Raw genomic sequence first — 13,242 nt, 5'->3', positions numbered from 1 at the left:
ACGAAGGACCCTTGTTATCCACTAACCTGGGATATTCGAAAAACTGTTATCTGTTTCGCTCATAAATGCAGATGGCACATTCCCCGGAGGAGCCATGGATTTCCGTCAGCTGCGCTACTTCTTCGCCGTCGGCGAGGAGGGCAGCTTCTCCCGTGCCGCCCAGCGCTGCTTCATCTCACAGTCGGCGATCAGCCATCAGATCGCGAAGCTCGAGCACGAACTGGGCACCACCCTGTTCGACCGCACCACCCGTTCGGTCAAGCTCACCTCGGCCGGCCGACGCCTGATGCCGATCGCCGCCGAAGTGCTCAGCCTCGAAGCGAAGGCCCTGGAAGTGGGCCACGAACCGCGGGAGAGCATCCGCATCACGGCGAACATGAGCTTCGCGTCGCAGAGCCTCGACGCGATCTCCAGCGTCCGCGAGCGTCACCCCAAGATCGACGTGGAGTTCGTCATCAAGGACTTCACCGACCGCGTCAACGCCGTCGCGTCCGGGGATGCCGATCTCGCGCTCATCCGCGGCGACGTCGACCGCCCGGGGCTCGAGGCGATCCGTCTCGGCATCGAGGAACTCGTCATCGTCACGTCGAGCGAGCACCCGCTGTCGGCGTTCTCCACCGTCGACCTCGGCGATCTCGCCCACTACCCGCTGCTGCTGCCGCCGCGCGGCAACCAGGTGTTGTTGCACCGCGTGGTCGAGGATGCCTTCGTCGAGGTCGGTCGTCGCGTGCGCCTCGGACCGCCGATCGCGAGCGACCACACCGCGACTCTCGAGGTGCTCACCAACCCGAGGGCGTGGACCGTGCTCTACGCCGGCACCGCGGCCGACACTCCCCGCAAGGGGCTGAAGTTCATGCGCGAGATCCACCACCGGCTGCAGGTGCCGGTGTGCGGGGTGGTGCGGAGCAACGCGACGCCCAATCCCGAACTCGAGTTCCTCATGCGGGCGCTCGCACATTCGATCGTTCCGCCGACGGACAGCACGCCCTGATCAGACCGCCCACATCGGAGCGCGAAACGGTCATCGGTGCGCGCAGTTCCGCGCTCCGCTGACCACTTCGCGCGTCGCTGGGTCCCGGGCGACTCAGTTACGCGGCGACAGCTTGTCGAGGAGTTCGAGCCCCTGGCGTGCCCACGCGATCTCGGCCTCGCCCCGGCCGATGAGACCGTCGTACGCGAACGCCTTGAACGCGATGATCCGCTCGTGGTCCTCGGCCGGATACTTCTGCACGCGTCGTGCGATGGTCGCGTTGCTGAGGTCGAGGATCGCGTCGCGCACCGTGGTCCACTGGGCGATCTGTTCGGTGTAGTGGTCGATGTGCCGCTGCAGGCACTCGCGAGCGCTGTCGGGGTCGGCCCATTCGAAGTAGGCCGCGCGCATGTGGGCGGCGTCGCGCACCGGGGCGTAGTCCAGCGGAGTGGACATCCACTCGCGGAAGGCCCGGATGCCCTCGTCGGTGATCGAGTACCGGGTCTTGGTGCTATTGGGACCCCAGCGCACCTGTTCGCCCTCGACGAGGCCCTCGCGCTCCATCCGGCGTAGTTCGGGGTAGATCTGCGAGTCGGGCGCATGCCAGACGTGCCCGACCGACCCACCGAACCGTTTCGCCGCGTCGTAGCCGGTCAGAGGCTCGGCGGTGAGCAACGCGAGCAGCGCGTATCGCAGGCTCATGGACCACCACCTTTCCCCGGGCGAGTATTCCACCCTTGCGAATAACTATATCGATAGATAGTCTGTGCCCCAGCTCACCAACTATCTATGTAGATAGTTATTTCACCTTCAGTGTTCGGAGGATCCGACATGACCGATCTCGGCCCCACCGGGGCGACCGCGAAGAACATGGCCTACCCGCTCGACGCCTGGTACGTCGTCGCCTGGGATCACGAGGTGGGTCGCCGCGAGATCCTCGCCCGCACCATCGCCGGCAAGCCGATGGCCCTCTACCGCACCGAAGAAGGCCGTCCCGTCGCCCTCGCCGATGCCTGCTGGCACCGCCTGGCGCCACTGTCGATGGGCAAGCTCATCGGTAGCGAGGGCATCCAGTGCCCCTACCACGGTCTGCAGTACAACTCCGCAGGTCGCTGCACACACATGCCCGCCCAGCAGACGATCAATCCGTCCGCGATGGTGGCGTCCTATCCCGTCGTCGAGCGGCACCGCTTCGTGTGGGTCTGGCCGGGCGATCCGACGCAGGCCGATCCCGAGCTCATCCCGGACATGTTCCAGATGGACTCCCCCGACTGGGCGGGCGACGGACGCACGATCGACGTGCAGGCCAACTACCAGCTCGTCCTCGACAACCTCATGGACCTCACCCACGAGGAGTTCGTGCACTCGTCGTCCATCGGCCAGGACGAACTGAGCGAGTCCGACTTCGTCGTCACCCACGACGACCGCACCGTCACGGTCACCCGCTGGATGCACGACATCGACGCACCGCCGTTCTGGCTGAAGAACATGCGCGACAAGTTCCCCGGCTTCGAGGGCAAGGTCGACCGCTGGCAGATCATCGAGTTCCAGGCACCGTCCACGATCCGCATCGATGTCGGTGTGGCCAAGGCCGGCACCGGTGCCCCCGAGGGCGACCGCAGCCAGGGCGTCAACGGCTTCGTCATGAACACCATCTCCCCCGTCGACGAGAGCACCGCCCTGTATTTCTGGGCGTTCATGCGCAACTACCGTCTCGACAGCCAGCTCATCACCACGCAGCTGCGCGACGGCGTGCACGGCGTGTTCGGTGAGGACGAGGCGATGCTCACCGCGCAGCAGAAGGCCATCGAGGCGAACCCGGATCACGAGTTCTACAACCTCAACATCGACGCCGGCGGCATGTGGGTGCGACGCCTGATCCAGCGCATGGTCGAAGCGGAGCGGAACCTCACCTCGGCCACCGCCGCCCCCCAGGGAGCCCGCTGACATGAGCAACAACCAGATCCGTTGGCAGCGGGCCCGAGTCGTGAGTGTCGAGCGGGCCGCCGATTCGATCGCCGAGATCACCCTCGCCGCCGACACCGCCCACCGCGTCGAACCCGGCGCCCACATCGACGTGCGTCTCCCCTCGGGAGACACGCGTTCGTACTCCCTCGCCGCGGGTGGTCCGGACGGTCGCCTCACACTCGGCGTCCACCGCTCCCCCACCTCGCGCGGTGGTTCCGAGTACATGCACTCGCTGCGCCCCGGCGACGAACTCGAGATCACCGAGCCGCTCCAGAACTTCCCGCTGCGGGTCGGCGCACCGCAATACGTCCTGCTCGCCGGTGGCATCGGCATCACCGCGGTCCGCGCGATGGGGGCCGTCCTCCGCCGCCTCGGTGCCGACTACCGCTTCGTGTATGTCGGTCGCAGTCGCTCCGCGATGGCCTTCCTGCCGGAACTCGAAGCCCTCCACGGCGACCGTCTCGACGTCCACATCGACGACGAGGGAACAGGATTGGACGTCGCCGCGCTCGTCGACGGCGTCGACCACACCACCGAGCTGTACATGTGCGGTCCGATCCGCCTCATGGACGCCGTGCGGCGCCGGTGGCACGACCGCGACCTGCCGCTGCCGAACCTCCGCTACGAGACCTTCGGCAACAGTGGATGGTTCGACGCCGAGGAGTTCACGGTCACCGTGCCCGAACTCGACGTCACCACCACCGTCGGTTCCGACGAATCGATGCTCGACGCCCTCCGGCGTGTCGGCGTCGACATGATGTTCGACTGCCGCAAGGGCGAATGCGGCCTGTGCGAGGTCTCCGTCGCCTCGCTCGACGGTCGCGTCGACCACCGCGATGTCTTCTTCAGCGAGGAGCAGAAGCGCTCCTCGCGTCGGATGTGCGCCTGCGTGTCACGCGTGGTGCGCGATTCGGCATCGCCCCGATCGACGACGGGTGTCGTCACGCTCGACCTTCCCTGACCACCGCGCATTTTCACACCACGAGGAAACACGATGGATCTTCGCGCACGCATCGACGCCTCGCCGATGCATCCCTACCAATGGATGGTCGTCGCCCTGTGCGTCGTGCTGAACATCCTCGACGGGTTCGACGTCATGGCCCTGGCGTTCACCGCCAAGAGCATCGGCAGTGACTTCGGCCTCGGCGGATCGGAACTCGGCGTGCTGCTCAGCGCGGGTCTGATCGGCATGGCCGTCGGTGCTCTCGCTCTCGCCCCGATGGCCGACCGGATCGGCCGACGGCCCCTGATCCTCATGTCGGTCGCGCTCGCCACCGCCGGGATGGGGCTGTCCGCGAGCGCCGGATCGGCGTGGGAACTCGGTATCTGGCGGGTCCTCACCGGACTCGGCATCGGCGGCGTCCTCGCCTGCACCACCGTCATCGCGAGCGAATACTCGTCGGCCCGCTGGCGTGGTCTGGCCATCAGCATCTACACCGCCGGATACGGCGTGGGCGCCACGATCGGCGGCATGGCTGCCGTCGGTCTGCAGAGCGAATACGGTTGGCGTGCAGTCTTCGTCACCGGTGCCGGCCTCACCGGTCTGGTGCTCGCGCTCCTCGTCGTCCTGCTGCCCGAATCCCTCGATTTCCTCACCAACCGGGGACGTGCTGGCGATCTCAACCGGGTCAACAGCATCGCGCGACGCATCGGCCAGAGCCCGGTCCCTGCGCTCACCCGCTCGGGCGACAAGGCGGCACCGCGGGCAGGACGAATCTCGGACCTGTTCTCCGGAAGCAACACCCGCTCGACGGTGCTGCTGTGGGCGGCCTTCTTCGCCACCATGTTCGGCTTCTACTTCGTCAACTCGTGGACGCCGTCGCTGCTCGAAACCGCCGGTCTCACGAAGGACCAGAGCGCCACGGCGGGCATGATGCTCACCCTCGGCGGCACCGTCGGGTCGGTGCTCTTCGGAGTGTTCGCCAGCCGCTGGGCCACCCGATCGGTCCTGCTCACCTTCACCATCGCCGCCGCCGCGACCATGACCGTCTTCATCATGTCGATCTCGACGCTGACGCTGGCGTTCGCGCTCGGCATCCTGATCGGCGGACTCATCAACGGGTGCATCGCCGGCCTGTACACCCTCGCGCCGTCCCTCTACGGACCGCAGGTGCGGGCCACCGGTGTCGGTTCCGCCATCGGCATCGGCCGAGCGGGCGCCATCCTCGCACCGACCGCGGCCGGTGTGCTCCTCGATGCGGGATGGACGCCCGAACAGCTCTACTTCGGAGTGGCCGGCGTGGTCGTGCTCGCCGCGGTGGCACTGTTCGCGCTGCGCCCGGCACGCTCGGCGGACGCCTCGTCCGAGCCGGTGCCTGCCGCCGTCTCCACCGACTCGGCACGCTGAGCCGGTTCCACCACGATGTCGACGCGCTCGTTGCCGGTGTCCAGGGGGTTCGCGATCTCGTCCGCGAACATCCGGCCGGCGACGAGCGCGATCAGCATCAGCACCAGCGGTGCCACGCCGGCCACGGTGAACAGCACCCACCGCGGCACCACCGTGGACAGCGGTCCCGTCACCGCGATCGACACCGGCATGAGGGCGAGCGAGACGAAGAAGTCCAGGCTCGCCACCCGGCCGATCATGCCGAGCGGTACGCGCCTCTGCAGCAGGGTCCCCCACAGGACCATGCCCGCCGCGTCGGCGAATCCGATGACGAACGTCGCGATGATCATGACCGTGAACGACGTCGTGAAGGCGAAGACGGCCAACGGCAGAGTTCCCACACCCCAGCACATCAGCATGATGGTCAGGTAGCGACGCGGCAGAGGTCGCGACGACACCGCCAACGAACCCAGGGCTCCACCCACACCGAAGGCCGCGAGGATCGTGCCGAACCGTTGCTCCCCGTTGTCGAACAATTCGCGGGTGATGAACGGCAGCAACACCTCGACCGGTCCCATGACGACGAAGGTCATGACGCACGCGGCGATCAGGGTCCACAACAGCCACGGTGTGGTGATCGTGAAGGAGATGCCCTCCTTCAGATCGGCGAGCACACTCGTCTTCTCCTGCGACTCGGTCTCTTCCATCCGTTCCCGGGGGACGCGCACGCACAACAACAACACGAGCGCACACGCGTGGAAGGCGGCGACGACGAACGCGCCCGTCGCCGGGATGAACGCCCCGACCACCATTCCGGCCACGGCCGGTCCGGCGCCCTGCTGGAGGGTCGGTCGCAGCGCGCCCTCCATCCCGTTCGCGGCGAGAAGTTCCTCCGCGGGCAACACATTCGGCAACAGTGCGGTGTAGGTGGGGAAGAAGAACGCCGTGCCCGCGCCCAGCACCGCCGACGCAACCGCCATGTGCCACAGCGCTATCGCGTCGGAGAGCGCCAGCGCCGTCACGAGAGAAACCATCACGAGGTTCACCGCCTGCACCGCGACCAGCACGGCCCGTTTCGGCAACCGGTCGGCCGCGATCCCGCCCACGAGCGCGAACGCGAGCAGGCCGGCGCTCAGGCACGCCGCGACCATCGACAGGGCGGTCGGGGTGTCGCGGATGGCGATCACCTGGAAGACCATCACGACCGTCCACATCCCGGCCGCGAACAATTCCGCCGCGACGGCACCGATCAGCAGGCGGTAGTCGCGGTGCCGCAGGGGTGCCAGTGCGCGCACCCGAGCGTTCATGGCTTCGGTCCTTTCCGGGTGCATTCCTTCGGGGCGAGCCCCAACGCCAGGTGCGGCCAGTGGGCGATGTCCCGTCGCATCTGCCGGTCGTGGGTGGCCACGGCGACCGCGGCGTCGGTTGCCCCCAGGGCGTCGGTCAACTCGTCCACCAGCGTGATCGACAGGTGGTTGGTGGGCTCGTCGAGCAGCAGCACGTGCGGTCGCGCGGCGAGCACCATCGCCAGGTCGAGGCGTCGTTGCTGTCCCATCGACAGGTCACGGACCCGCTTGCCGAGGTCGCGTTCGGTGAACAGTCCGAGTTCGTCGAGATCGACGGCTCCCTGGTCGGGGACGAGTCCGGCGACGATCAGTTCGCCGACGTGCGCGTCGTAGACCTGTTGCACCCGCGCCGCCGACGGTGCCGGCGATTCCTGGGCGAGCCGCCCGATCCGCACGACGGGATCGCTCTCACGGGTCCCCGACGTCGGTTCGACCTCACCGGCCAGCACTGCGAGCAGCGTCGACTTGCCGGCGCCGTTGGGTCCGGTGATGACGAGCCGCGAACCGGCGAGGACGGCCAGGCTGACCGGACGGTCGAGCCGGCCGCGCACCATGACGTCCTCGACGCGCACCAACGGTGTGTCCGGGTCGATCCCGTCGGCCTCTGCACCGAGCGCCGGCATCGAGAACTGCAGCGGCGGTACCGGTACCGCCACCGCATGGTCGTCCAGCACTTCCTGACGGCGGTGCACCGACTGCACGAGCGCCGGCGCACGGGTGGCACGCTGGTGCTTGCCGGTGCCCTTCTCCGGCCGCCAGCCGGTGACGAGCCGATCCTGCGCGGATTCGAGGTCCGACTCCAGCCGGGCCCGCTCGGCCTGCTCGCGGGCGTATTCGCTCACCCAACGGGCGTATTCGGCCTCGCGTCCAGTCCGGAAGCCGGCATATCCCCCGCCGTACAGGCGCGGACGACCGTCGCGGCTCGGGTTCAGGTCGAGGATCGACGTGGCGACGTCGGTCAGCAGGGCGCGGTCGTGGCTGACGAGGACCACGCCGCTGCGGGTCTGCTGCAGGCGTTCGGTGAGGTAGTCGAGTCCCGACGCGTCGAGATGGTTGGTCGGCTCGTCGAGCAGCAGGAAATCGTGTTCGGCGCCGAGCAGTGCGGCCAGGCGCACGCGGTAGCGCTGCCCGACCGACATCTCCGCCAGCGGTCGCGAACGGTCGGTGACGGCGCCGAGCGCTTCGAGGGCGGTATCGACCCGGCGGTCGGCGTCCCACGCGTCGAGTTGCTCGGCGATCTCGAGAGCGTCGGCGTACGCGTCGGCGGCTCCCGGACGCTCGTCGGCGAGCGCTGCGGTGCTCTCGTCGAGCGCACGCAGAGCGGCGCGGACGTGCGCCAGCTCGATGTCGACGAGATCGCCGACGGTGCGCCCCTGCGCGACGGTCATCTCCTGCTCGGCGATGCCGAACGAACCGAACCGGCGCACGGTCCCCGAGTCCGGTTCGAGGCGGCCGGCGAGCACGTGCAGCAGTGTGGATTTGCCGCGTCCGTTCTCGCCGACGACGCCGAGCCGGGACCCCGGCGTGACCGCGAGGTCGACGCCGCGCAGGACGGGATGGCCGTCCCGAGCGAGGTGGACGTCGACGGCGCCGAGTTGGGCGCGGGAGCGCCGGGGCAGGGTGATGCTGATGGTCATGTGGTTTCCTCCGGGCGGAGGCGCACTCGTCCCCGGATCACAGGTGGGAGGATGCGCTCGCTGACGAACGGCCGGACACGCGGCCGTATTCGGGTACGGCTCGGACCGCGACCTCGGAGCACGTCCGAGCCGCGGAAGGGGTGTCGTCAGTGGAAGTAGAGCGCCTGGATCATGATCTCCAGGGTACCGAGCGCCCGAGCACCGTCAATCGGATTTCGGTCCTCGGCCACGGCGCACGTCCGCCTCGGCGGCGAACCGTTCCTCGTATGCCGCAGCAAGTTCCTCGAGGGTCGCGGCGCAGTCACCCTCGTAGGCCGGGGCGTGCATGGGTGCGAGAGTGCTCGGGTGCAGGTCCGCGAGCGCGTGGATGGTGGGTCCGAGTTCGGGGGTCAGGCACGTCGCACGACCCAGGTCCTCCGCCTGCAGAGCGGGGCCGACGATCTCGCTCGTCGTCCGTGCCGGATACCTGCCGAACGCCGTGAACAGATCACCGCACAACAGGGTGGATGTCGTCTCCTCGAACATCAGACCCGCATCCCATCCGTGCGGAACGTGCGGGGTGTCGATGTGCCGCACCCGACGGCGCCCGGTGTCCAGGACTTCCCCGTCCTGCAGGGGATGCGGTGGACGATCCGCAAGGTCGGCGACCTGGACGAAACAACCCATCGCACCGTGGGCGACCTCCGCCGCCGGCGCCACTTCGAGCCAGGAGTTCATCGATCCACACTCGTCGGCCTCGACGTGCCCGAAGGTGATCCACCGCAACCGATCCAGCGGTATCAACCGTGCCACCGCCTCCGACACCGACGGGAACAACGCCCGATATCCGGTATGGAACAGCAGAGGCTCGTCACCGTTCACGAGGAACTGGTTCATCGTCAGGTTCGCCGCGTCGAGAAATGTGGACACGCGGTAGACATCCGGAGCGATCTCGGTGATCTCGGTTTCCATCACAGGTCTCCTCGGTCGCACCCCCCCTTCTTTCGAGCGTGCCTCTGTCTCCGGCCGGACACAAGCCTCCGAGCCGGTACTCGTGCAAGGATGCGAGGAACAGCTGTCGACGAGGCCGCAGGAGGCGCTCATGGAGCACACCGAATCGTCGTTCACCGGCGTCGGCGCGATCCCGATCGTGTACGACGTGTGGTCGCCGGAGGCCCCCACCGGTGTGTTGATCCTCAGCCACGGGTTGGGCGAGCACGCGCGTCGCTACGACCACGTCGTCGCGCGGCTCACCGATCTCGGTCTCGTCGTGTACTCCCCCGACCATCGCGGTCACGGGCGGTCGGGCGGCAAGCGTGTGCACGCCCAGGAGATGCGCGAGTTCACGGACGACCTCGACAGCCTGATCGACCTGGCGACCCATGCGCATCCCGGTCTGCCGGTCTTCATGCTCGGTCACTCGATGGGCGGGGCGATCGCGCTGGCCTATGCGCTCGACCATCAGGACCGGCTCGCCGCGCTCGTGTTGTCGGGGCCGGCCGTGATCGTCACGTCGGGCACGCCGAAGCCGGTCGTGGAGATCGGCAAGCTCATCGGGCGTTTCCTGCCGGGTGTTCCGGTGCAGAAGCTCGACAGTAAGGCGGTCTCGCGCGATCCCGCGGTGGTCGCGGCGTACGACGCCGATCCGCTCGTGCATCACGGTCTCGTGCCCGCCGGGCTCGCGCGGGTGCTGGTGCTCAACGAGCAGAGCGTCGAACAGCGCCTTCCGAGCCTGACGTTGCCGTTGCTGGTCATGCACGGAACCGCCGACGCTCTCGCCGATCCGGCCGGGGCGCAGCTCATCGCCGATCGTGCGGGTTCGAAGGACCTGACGCTGAAGTTGTACGACGGGCTGTACCACGAGGTGTTCAACGAGCCGGAGAAGGATCACGTGCTCGACGACCTGACGGCCTGGTTGAAGGCCCGGCTCGACAACTGAGGCTCGACAACCGGGAGGAGGGGGCGTGTCGTCACGCATGCCGGTCGCGTTCGTCGGCCACGGCAGTCCACTCAACGCGCTCGAGTCGAATCGGTACACGCAGGCCTGGGCGGCGTTCGGGCGGTCCGTGCCGACGCCCCGCGCGATCCTGGCGATCTCCGCCCACTGGTTCATCAATGCGACCGCGGTGACCGCGATGCGGTCGCCGCGCACGATCCACGACTTCTTCGGGTTCCCGCAGGAGTTGTTCGACGTCGAGTATCCGGCGCCGGGCGCTCCGGAACTGGCCGAGGAGATCGCCGATCTCGTCCATCCGACGTGGGTCGGTGCCGACGTCGATTCGTGGGGCATCGACCACGGCACCTGGTCGGTGCTCACCCACGCCTTCCCGGACGCGGATGTCCCGGTGGTGCAGCTCAGCCTCAACGCATACAAGTCGCTCGACTATCACGTCGATCTCGGTGCCCGTCTCGCCGGACTCCGCGATCGCGGGGTGTTGATCGTCGCGAGCGGCAACGTCGTCCACAATCTCGGCGCGATGGATCCGCGGCGCCCGGAGGCGGGCTTCGACTGGGCGCACCGATTCGACGAGGACGCCTTCGCCGTCCTACGCAACCGTCCCGGCGACGCCGCTACGTTGGGTGAGCATCCCGATTACCGCCACGCGGTGCCGACCCCGGACCATTTCCTGCCGTTGCTGTACGTCGCGGGTCTGGCCGCCGAGTCCGGGGAACAACCGGCGATCCTCGTGGACGGCGTCGAATACGGATCGTTGTCGATGACGTCCTACGCCATCGGCGGGAACTACCCGACGCGCGACGGGGACGGCCACGGCGCCGGACTACCCGAGAGCCCGGAGCCGCCCGACACCAACCTGTGAGTGCTCAGGCAGCGTCGTCCACTGCGACGATCGCGCGTCGCGCGAACCGGGTGCTGAGCCCGATCAGTTCCATGGCCTCGGGGATCGCGCGGGCCAGGACCGGCCACGCGTGGATCTGCCCACGCCACAGATGTGTCTCCACGGTCCGTCCCGCCGACGCGAGTCGTTCGGTCATGATCTCCACGTCCGGCCGGGTCAGCTCGTATTCGGCGGCGCACATGAACATCGGAGGGAACAGCGAGGGGTCGGCGTCGACGGGGTTCATCTCGCCTTCGATCGCCTCCTCGCCGGCGAACCAGCGGGGCCGGATCTTCCCGAGGGCCTTGATCGGCAGGTAGGCGTCCTTGGCCATGTACTTCGGGTCGTGCTTGTCGAGGTCGAGGTTGAGCAGCGGCGAGTAGCCGATCACCGCGGCCGGTCGCTGAATGCCGCGACGCGCGGCGAGTTCGGCGACCTTCGCCGCGAGATAACCGCCGGCCGAGTCGCCGCCGACGACGATGCGGGTGGGATCGTCGGCCACCTCGAGCAGAGCGGTGTAGGCGTTCATCGCGTCCTGCACCGAACCTGCGATCGGCACCGCGGGCACCTGCCGGTAGTCCATCGAGTACACCGGGGCGCCGGAATCGAGCGCGAGCTGCACGCACAGCTGACGGTGGGTGGACGGGCCGCAGAAGATGAAGCCGCCGCCGTGGAAGTAGAGGATGGTGGCGTCGTCGAGCGGGTCGTCGACCGGCTTCGGGGAGATGATCCGCTCCCCGGGCACTCCGCCGAGTTCGGTCTGCGTGACGTGCACGGCGCGCGGCGTGGGCGTGATCCTGTCGACCACCCACGACAGCCGGCCGAGCACGGCGATGCCGAAGTCGTTGCTCGGCCAGAGACTCAGAATCGGCTTGAAGAGGATCCGGACCACCCACAGGAGGATCAGCGCGACCCTACTGCTGCGGTCGTGCCAGGTCACCGCATCGGTACGCATGTGCACACACTATGTGACCGATGCGGTTCGGGCATCGAGAGTTCCGACACCCGGCGGTCCCGGACCTCGATCGCGTCACCCGATCCGCAGCAGCGGCACGAGCAGTTCCTCGTCGGTCAACGCCCCGTGCTGCCCGGGCAGGTTCGACATGACCTGCTCACCGTCGCTGCGGATCACCGTCGATTCGCCGCGACCGACGGCCACGATGTCGCCGATCCGCTTGGTCAGCGCCGGATCGGGATCGGATCCGAACAGGCACGCCGCGAACGCGTCGTCGCGGGTGCCGACCCACGCGTCGTCGCCGAGTTCATTGCGCCAGCGTTCGAGGACCCGGTCGACGTGGTCGGTGTAGATGTGACGGCACCGCGGTTCCCCCGCGATGACGGTGACGTCCTCACCGAGACCCGGGGTGTGGTCGAAGTCGATGCGACGGCCACGCGAGGCGTCGACCATGCCGTGATCGGCGGTGACGAGCAGGCGGGTGCCGGCCGGTAGCGTGTCGGCGAGTTGCTCGACGAAACGATCGACCACCGTGAGCTGCGCGAGCCACGCCGCGGACTCCGGCCCGTAGACGTGCCCGAGCGTGTCGACCTCGCCTATGTAGCAGTAGACGAGGCTGCGATCGCCGGCGCTCACCGCGGCGACGACCTGCGCGAGCAGATCACCGTAGGCGGAGACCCCGACGAAGTTGCCGCCGCGCAGTACGGCACGGGTGAGGCCGCTGCCCTCGAATGCCTTCGGCACGACGGTGGTGACGTTCAGGCCCGCCTCGCGGCCGCGTTCGAACACCGTCGGATGGGGTTGCACGGTCTCGGGGACGAGGTCGTCGCGCTGGTCGATCGCGGTTCCGGCGAGGGTCCAGCGGAGCCAGTTGACCGGGGCCTCGATCTCGTCGACGTACGACTGGTAGCCGGTGATGCCGTGGAGACCGGAGGGCAGGCCCGTCCCGAGGGAGGCGAGGCTGACGGCCGTGGTCGTCGGGAAGCCGGCACGCATCGGGCTCCCCGGCGCCTGCGTCAGGTACGGGGCTGCTTTCGCGTTGCGCTGCAGCAGTTCCCATCCCATTCCGTCGACGAGCAGGACGACGGTGTGATCGACGGGGGTGAGATCGAGTCGGTTGGTCTCACCGGCGACCCCCGCGGACGAGAGCACCGACGGCATCAGGTCGGCGAGGGTCGGCTCGGCGTAGACGTCGCGCAGCGGCAGGCTCATAACCCGAGTATG

11 protein-coding genes and 1 pseudogene are annotated in these 13,242 nt (G+C 68.1%); 6 read left to right on the top strand and 6 right to left on the bottom strand.

All coding sequences use genetic code 11. The features are described from left to right. The first annotated feature begins 94 nt into the window (after positions 1-94). On the top strand, positions 95-991 hold the full coding sequence (locus tag ACPCXD_RS00820) for a LysR family transcriptional regulator (RefSeq protein WP_423657909.1): 897 nt from the start codon (positions 95-97) through the stop codon (positions 989-991). A 93-nt stretch (positions 992-1,084) separates the two neighbouring features. On the opposite strand, the gene ACPCXD_RS00815 is transcribed toward ACPCXD_RS00820, so the two are convergent. After that, positions 1,085-1,672, bottom strand: a complete 588-nt coding sequence (locus ACPCXD_RS00815) for a PadR family transcriptional regulator (RefSeq protein WP_423657907.1) — start codon at positions 1,670-1,672, stop codon at positions 1,085-1,087. A gap of 129 nt (positions 1,673-1,801) precedes the next feature. Between ACPCXD_RS00815 and ACPCXD_RS00810 the strand changes: the two genes are divergently transcribed. From ACPCXD_RS00810 to ACPCXD_RS00800, 3 genes are read left to right on the top strand one after another with little or no spacing between them, the layout of a single operon-like run. Further along, on the top strand, positions 1,802-2,917 hold the full coding sequence (locus ACPCXD_RS00810; protein WP_277370512.1) for an aromatic ring-hydroxylating dioxygenase subunit alpha: 1,116 nt from the start codon (positions 1,802-1,804) through the stop codon (positions 2,915-2,917). A 1-nt stretch (position 2,918) separates the two neighbouring features. Continuing rightward, positions 2,919-3,899, top strand: coding sequence for a PDR/VanB family oxidoreductase (locus ACPCXD_RS00805; RefSeq protein ID WP_423657904.1), 981 nt, complete (start codon positions 2,919-2,921; stop codon positions 3,897-3,899). 33 nt (positions 3,900-3,932) lie between these two features. Further along, a complete protein-coding gene (locus ACPCXD_RS00800; protein WP_423657902.1) occupies positions 3,933-5,285 on the top strand; it encodes an MFS transporter in 1,353 nt (450 codons plus the stop codon). Positions 5,286-5,326: 41 nt separating this feature from the next. Here ACPCXD_RS00800 and ACPCXD_RS00795 read toward each other — a convergent pair. The 3 genes and pseudogenes from ACPCXD_RS00795 to ACPCXD_RS00785 form a co-directional block, all read right to left on the bottom strand. Continuing rightward, positions 5,327-6,571 (bottom strand): annotated as a pseudogene (locus tag ACPCXD_RS00795) (MFS transporter); the annotation flags it as partial. Continuing rightward, positions 6,568-8,247, bottom strand: a complete 1,680-nt coding sequence (locus tag ACPCXD_RS00790; protein ID WP_423657900.1) for an ABC-F family ATP-binding cassette domain-containing protein — start codon at positions 8,245-8,247, stop codon at positions 6,568-6,570. The pseudogene ACPCXD_RS00795 and the gene ACPCXD_RS00790, both read right to left, overlap by 4 nt. A 204-nt stretch (positions 8,248-8,451) precedes the next feature. Continuing rightward, positions 8,452-9,198 (bottom strand): oxygen-binding di-iron domain-containing protein, encoded by a 747-nt coding sequence (locus ACPCXD_RS00785; protein ID WP_085469905.1) that lies wholly within the window; start codon positions 9,196-9,198, stop codon positions 8,452-8,454. 130 nt (positions 9,199-9,328) lie between these two features. On the opposite strand from ACPCXD_RS00785, the gene ACPCXD_RS00780 reads away from it, so the two are divergent. Both ACPCXD_RS00780 and ygiD read left to right on the top strand, forming a co-directional pair. Next, the gene (locus tag ACPCXD_RS00780; RefSeq protein ID WP_106201045.1) at positions 9,329-10,165 is read left to right on the top strand and encodes an alpha/beta hydrolase; all 837 of its coding nucleotides are present in this window, start codon (positions 9,329-9,331) and stop codon (positions 10,163-10,165) included. Between the two features lie 37 nt (positions 10,166-10,202). Continuing rightward, positions 10,203-11,045 carry a 4,5-DOPA-extradiol-dioxygenase gene (gene ygiD / locus ACPCXD_RS00775; protein ID WP_085469907.1) on the top strand — a complete coding sequence of 281 codons (843 nt, stop codon included), beginning with the start codon at positions 10,203-10,205 and terminating at the stop codon, positions 11,043-11,045. Between the two features lie 4 nt (positions 11,046-11,049). Here ygiD and ACPCXD_RS00770 read toward each other — a convergent pair whose 3' ends face one another. Together ACPCXD_RS00770 and ACPCXD_RS00765 are read right to left on the bottom strand one after the other, a co-directional pair. Next, positions 11,050-12,018, bottom strand: coding sequence for an alpha/beta hydrolase (locus tag ACPCXD_RS00770; RefSeq protein WP_423657898.1), 969 nt, complete (start codon positions 12,016-12,018; stop codon positions 11,050-11,052). Between the two features lie 75 nt (positions 12,019-12,093). After that, positions 12,094-13,230, bottom strand: a complete 1,137-nt coding sequence (locus tag ACPCXD_RS00765) for an alkaline phosphatase family protein (protein WP_423657896.1) — start codon at positions 13,228-13,230, stop codon at positions 12,094-12,096. Between the last annotated feature and the right edge of the window lie 12 nt (positions 13,231-13,242).

The organism is Rhodococcus sp. AB351, assembly GCF_049538275.1.
Taxonomy (GTDB): Bacteria; Actinomycetota; Actinomycetes; order Mycobacteriales; family Mycobacteriaceae; genus Rhodococcus.
Note: the sequence above shows the minus strand (reverse complement) of the source record. Positions and strands in the feature narration are given on the sequence as shown.

Bases quoted from the DNA above. Each gene is read 5' to 3' on its own strand.
- ACPCXD_RS00780 (WP_106201045.1), top strand. From the start codon at position 9,329: ATGGAGCACACCGAATCGTCGTTCACCGGCGTCGGCGCGATCCCGATC.
- ACPCXD_RS00800 (WP_423657902.1), top strand. From the start codon at position 3,933: ATGGATCTTCGCGCACGCATCGACGCCTCGCCGATGCATCCCTACCAA.
- ACPCXD_RS00770 (WP_423657898.1), bottom strand. From the start codon at position 12,018: ATGCGTACCGATGCGGTGACCTGGCACGACCGCAGCAGTAGGGTCGCG.
- ACPCXD_RS00810 (WP_277370512.1), top strand. From the start codon at position 1,802: ATGACCGATCTCGGCCCCACCGGGGCGACCGCGAAGAACATGGCCTAC.
- ACPCXD_RS00790 (WP_423657900.1), bottom strand. From the start codon at position 8,247: ATGACCATCAGCATCACCCTGCCCCGGCGCTCCCGCGCCCAACTCGGC.
- ACPCXD_RS00820 (WP_423657909.1), top strand. From the start codon at position 95: ATGGATTTCCGTCAGCTGCGCTACTTCTTCGCCGTCGGCGAGGAGGGC.
- ygiD (WP_085469907.1), top strand. From the start codon at position 10,203: ATGCCGGTCGCGTTCGTCGGCCACGGCAGTCCACTCAACGCGCTCGAG.
- ACPCXD_RS00815 (WP_423657907.1), bottom strand. From the start codon at position 1,672: ATGAGCCTGCGATACGCGCTGCTCGCGTTGCTCACCGCCGAGCCTCTG.
- ACPCXD_RS00765 (WP_423657896.1), bottom strand. From the start codon at position 13,230: ATGAGCCTGCCGCTGCGCGACGTCTACGCCGAGCCGACCCTCGCCGAC.
- ACPCXD_RS00805 (WP_423657904.1), top strand. From the start codon at position 2,919: ATGAGCAACAACCAGATCCGTTGGCAGCGGGCCCGAGTCGTGAGTGTC.
- ACPCXD_RS00785 (WP_085469905.1), bottom strand. From the start codon at position 9,198: ATGGAAACCGAGATCACCGAGATCGCTCCGGATGTCTACCGCGTGTCC.